Origin of the sequence: Agromyces humi, from assembly GCF_009720255.1 — a bacterium.
GTDB classification, from domain to species: Bacteria; Actinomycetota; Actinomycetes; order Actinomycetales; family Microbacteriaceae; genus Agromyces; species Agromyces humi.
Genome location: NZ_WJSP02000289.1, coordinates 1 through 4,847 on the forward strand (window position 1 = coordinate 1; position 4,847 = coordinate 4,847).

A 4,847-nucleotide genomic window follows, 5' to 3' on the forward strand; every position below is an offset into this window, starting at 1 on the left:
GTCGAAGAGCTGGAGCCGGTGGTGCCGTCGATCGCCGCGGCGGCCACGGCGTCCGCCCAGTCGCCCGCGCCCGCGGCATCCGCTCGGGACCGCCTCGAACCCGCCAGCCCCTACGCCCGAATGGGCATCATCGAGGAGGCCGGGCCCGGGTTCGAGGACCTCGACGCGGTCCTGCGGCGCCGTCGCCAAGCAGGCTGACCAGCCCTGTGGAGTGTCAGAACCACCCCGTGAGAAATGATAGAGTCGTTCTCGCTCGGGCCCATGGCGCAGTTGGTAGCGCGTCTCGTTCGCAATGAGAAGGTCGGGGGTTCGAATCCCCCTGGGTCCACCTCGACGGCCGGCATCCACTCGGGTGCCGGCCGTTCTCCGTTCACGATGGACCACGGGCGTAGGGTGGACGGGATGTCGCAGCCCACGCCCACGCAGTCCATCCCGCTGACGGACGCGAAGCGCTGGCGCGCGTACTGGGTGTGCGTCGCCGTCGCCGGACTGACGATCCTCGACCTCACGAAGGTCAACGTGGCGCTGCCGTCGATCGAGTCGGCCTTCGGCGCGACGTCCACCGAGCTGCAGCTCATCGTCTCGGGGTACGTGCTCGCGTTCGGGCTGACGCTCGTGCCCGCGGGCCGCATCGGCGACCAGCGCTCGCGCCGCGCGCTCTTCGTGATCGGGCTCAGCCTCTTCACGGTGACGAGCCTGGCCTGCGCGCTCGCGCCGACCGGCGAGTTCCTGCTGGTCGCCCGCCTCCTGCAGGGTGTCGCGGCCGGCATCCAGATGCCGCAGGTGCTCGGCCTCATCCAGCAGCTGTTCCAGGGCGCCGAGCGCGGCAAGGCCTTCGGCCTGTTCGGTGCGACGATCGGTATCGCCACGGCGTTCGGCCCGACCCTCGGCGGGCTGGCGATCGCGATCGGCGGCCCCGAGGACGGCTGGCGTGGCATCTTCTGGATGAACGTTCCCCTCTCGCTCGCGGCGATCGCCCTGGCGTTGTGGCTCCTGCCGGACACCCGTACGAGGTCGTCGCGGCCGCTCGAGCTCGATCCGGTCGGCCTCCTGCTCTTCGCCGTCACGATCGTCTCGCTGATGTGGCCGTTCCTCTTCACCACCGGATCGCCCGACGACAACCCCGCCCGGTGGTGGCTGCTCGTGGTCTTCGTGATCGCCGCGACCGGGTTCGTGGCGTGGGAGCGCCACTACGCGGCATCCGGGCGTCACCCGCTCGTCCCGCTCTCGCTGTTCGGCGTGAGCTCCTACCGCAACGGTACGGTGCTCGCGTCCGCGTACTTCGCCGCGGCGCCATCGATGTTCCTGCTGACGACGCTCTACCTCCAGCACGGACTGGGGCTCGCGCCGGTCTTCGCCGGCATGGTGAGCATCGGGTTCGCCCTCACGAGCGCCGTGTCGTCGTGGATCGGCGGCAACCTCGTGAACCGCCTCGGTCGTCCGCTCGTCGTCGTGGGCCTCGCGACCGTGCTCGTGGGCATCGGGCTGCTGGTGCTCGCCGCGCTCCTGACGCCGCCCGAGATCACCGCCTGGGCGATGGCCGGGGCCATGGTCATCGCCGGCTTCGGCGGTGGTCTCGTGATCTCGCCGAACCAGACCCTCGCGCTCGCGGACATCCCGGTGAAGCAGGGCGGCCTCGCCGGATCGGTCGGCCAGCTCGGCCAGCGCATCGGCACGGCGGTCGGCACCGCGGTCACCCTGTCGCTCTTCTACGCGACCATCTATCGCGAGACCGGCACTGCCGACTCGGGCGACCTCGGCGTCTACCACGACGCCTACGGCCTCGGCATGCTCGCGGTGGCGATGTTCATCGCCATCGCGTTCGCCGTCGGACTGCTCGATCTCGGTGCCCGGCGCCGGCAGAAGCGGTCGCTCGCCTGAACGGCGCGAGTGTCGGGCGGATGCCGCGACCGACGCTCAGCGGATGGCGAGGATGCGCGCCCGCTCGTCCTTCGGCACGTGCTCGATCGCGGCTCGGAGCGCCACCCGCGGCATGGTCGCCGCCCTCGGCTCGACGAACGCGATGAGCCGACCCGGATCATGGTCGCCGGCCGCGCGGAGCACCCAGCCGAGCGCCTTCTGCACGAACGGCTCGGGGTCGGCCGCGAGCCGCTCGGCGAGGGCGTAGGCGTCGTCGAGCTCGCCGCGCTTCAGGAACGCGAAGGTCGCCACGAGCGAGGTGCGGCGCTCGGGCCAGAACGCGGATGCCGCGAGGCGGGCGAGCGGGGCGCGGTCGCGGTCGAGCAGGTACGCCCCGACGACGTCCCGTGCGGCGAGGTCGACCAGGTCCCACTGGTCGATGCGGTCGTGCCGTCGGAGGTAGAGCCCGTAGAGGTCGGTCCGTCGCTCGGCCGTGGTCGCGCGGGCGGCCGCGGACTTGCCCATGATGCTGCAGGCGAGCGCCCGCACCTCGTGCGTCGGTCGTTCGAGCAGCGACTCGAGCTCGGGGATCGGAAGGTCGAGCGCGGTCTTCGCGAGGTCGAACACGGCGCCCATCCGCACGCCGATGAACGGGGCGTCGGGGTCGGGCGGGAAGTACCTGGTGTACTTCTCGCGCTCGGCCACGGTGGCGAGCTCCTCGAGCGTTGCGACCAGCTCCGTGGCATCCGTCATCGACTGCTCCCTCGCTCGCGTCGCGCACTGCCACTCAGCGTACGACCGTGGCGCCCTCCACCGCCGGTGCGTCCGAGAACGCCAGCCTCGGCACGAACGCGAGCAGCACGGCCGCGACGGCGGCGGTGACGCCGCAGACGAGCCAGACGGTGACGTACCCGGCGAAGGAGCCCGCGGTGCCCGTGGCCGCCTCGCCGGCCGCGCCGAGCAGGGCGATGCCGAACACGCACGACGCGATCGCGCCGCCGACCGTCTTCACCGAGTTGGTGAGTCCGGTCGCGACGCCGGTCTGGTGCGCGGGGGCGGCCGCGGCGGCCGCGGCCGGGAGCGCGGCCACGAGCGCACCCGAGCCGATTCCCGCGATCACCATGTTCGCGAGCACCTGGCCGTACCCCTCGTGGAACGGCAGGAACAGCAGGTACCCGAGCGACACGAGCGCGCTGGCGCCGATGAGCGCGACGCGCGGGGTGATCCACCGGGTCGCGAGCGGGAACAGCATGGCGCCGACGACGAGCGAGAGCACGTACGATCCGACGAGCAATGAGGTCTGGAAGCTCGTGGCACCGAGCCCGTAGCCGACCTCGGCGACGTCGGTGCGCGCGAACGTCGACAGCGGCGCCTGCGCGCCCAGCACGCTCACGCCGAAGAGGCCGGCGGTGAGGAAGACCGGCCACAGCGACGGCGAGCGGAACATCCGCACGTCGATGAGCGGGTCGTCGTGCCGGAGCTCATACCGCGCGAAGGGGATCACGAGCAGTGCGCCGAGCAGCACGAGCGCCCAGCTCAGCAGGTCGGCGGGGCCGTTGAGGCGCATGAAGCTGAGCCCGCCGGTGAGCGCGAGTAGGGCGAGCGAGATCAGCACGAGGCCACCCGTGTCGAACCGACCACCCGCGAGGTCCGGCGACTCCTTCACGCCGAACACGACGACGACGAGGCACAGCACGACGGCGACGGCCGGGATGAGCAGCAGCACCCGCATCGGCAGGACGTCGGCGAGGGCGCCGGCGGCCAGCGCGCCGGCGATCGCCCCGAACTCGAGCGCCGCGACGAGGAGTCCCGCCGCTTTGCGCGTCATCGCGGCGGGGCGGTCGGCCGAACGGCTGCGCGACCAGATGAGCGCGATCTCGAGCGGGAGCCACACGACGTAGAAGCCCTGCAACGCCCACGCCGCGAGGAACACCCAGAACTGGTCGGTGAACGCGAGCGCCGTCGACGCGACCGCGGTGATGGCCGTCGACCACACCAGCATGCGCTTGTGGCCGATCATGTCGCCGAGCTTCGCGAAGGCCGGCACGACGAGGGCCGAGAGCATGAGCTGGGTGCCCTCGAGCCAGTTCACGTCGGCGTCGTGGATGCCGAGGTGCCGGGCGATGTCGGTCAGCAGCGGCGTGTAGTAGCCCTGCAGGATGCCGCTCGTGAACTCCACGAACGCGAGGAAGCCGACGATCGCGGCGACCGGTCCGAGTCTGGCAGCACGCGTCATCGGGGCTCCTTCGGGTGGGGGTGGATTCACCCTAGTGGGTCACGCGTCCCGGTTCCCACCGGCTCGAGCGATCCCGCTCGTTCACCCGGGGAGGGACGAGATGAGCGCCCGGTGGAAGCGCTCGCCGCGTTCGAGGCTGTCGGTCGTCACCCACTCGTCGACGCCGTGGATCGACGCCCGCTGCGCCGCGTTCATCTGCAGCGGCGCGAAGCGGTAGACCGCGGGCGAGAACCGGTGGAACCAGCGCGAGTCCGTCGCCGCCATCATCAGGTAGGGCGCGGTGATGGCCTCGGGATACGACGCGGCCACGGCCGCGACGATCGCCGCGAACGGCGCGCCGTCGGTCGGCGACTCGGGGGAGGGGTCACTGCCCGCGACGACCTCGACCGTCACCGCGCGGTCGCGGATGACTCGGCGCACGCGCGCAGCGGCCGACGGGATCGTCTCGCCCGCCGCGATGCGGAGGTTGAGGGTCGCGCTCGCGCTCGCCGGGAGCACGTTGTCGGCCGTGCCGCCCTCGAGCATGGTCGCCGCCACGGTCGTGCGCACGAGCGCGGCCGGCTCGCCGCCCAGCCGGGCGAACACCCGGGCGCTCAGCCAGGGCACGGCGGTGAGGAGGCGAAGCAGCATCCGCGCCGCGCCGCTCGTGTGTGGGACGAACGCGGCGAGCATGGTGCGCGTCGACCGCGGCATCCGCTTCGGGAACGGGTTCGGCGAGAGCCGGTGCACGGCGCGGGCGATGCGCGCGGTC

General features: G+C 72.1%; 4 protein-coding genes, 1 tRNA gene and 1 pseudogene. 3 read left to right on the top strand and 3 right to left on the bottom strand.

Annotation, left to right across the window (positions count from 1 at the left end; genetic code table 11):
- The 3 genes and pseudogenes from GH736_RS17305 to GH736_RS17315 form a co-directional block, all read left to right on the top strand.
- A pseudogene (locus tag GH736_RS17305) lies at window positions 1-198 on the top strand (hypothetical protein); the annotation flags it as partial.
- Between the two features lie 57 nt (window positions 199-255).
- Window positions 256-328: transfer RNA gene (locus tag GH736_RS17310), tRNA-Ala, on the top strand.
- Window positions 329-402: 74 nt separating this feature from the next.
- The gene (locus tag GH736_RS17315; RefSeq protein WP_159605551.1) at window positions 403-1,881 is read left to right on the top strand and encodes an MFS transporter; all 1,479 of its coding nucleotides are present in this window, start codon (window positions 403-405) and stop codon (window positions 1,879-1,881) included.
- A 36-nt stretch (window positions 1,882-1,917) separates the two neighbouring features.
- Here GH736_RS17315 and GH736_RS17320 read toward each other — a convergent pair whose 3' ends face one another.
- The 3 genes from GH736_RS17320 to GH736_RS17330 all read right to left on the bottom strand — a co-directional run.
- A complete protein-coding gene (locus GH736_RS17320) occupies window positions 1,918-2,613 on the bottom strand; it encodes a DNA alkylation repair protein (protein WP_159605553.1) in 696 nt (231 codons plus the stop codon).
- 34 nt (window positions 2,614-2,647) lie between these two features.
- Complete coding sequence (locus GH736_RS17325) at window positions 2,648-4,096, bottom strand: MFS transporter (protein ID WP_159605555.1); 1,449 nt, start codon at window positions 4,094-4,096, stop codon at window positions 2,648-2,650.
- 81 nt (window positions 4,097-4,177) lie between these two features.
- Window positions 4,178-4,847: M20/M25/M40 family metallo-hydrolase (locus GH736_RS17330; protein WP_159605557.1), on the bottom strand; the 670-nt coding region annotated here is incomplete at its 5' end.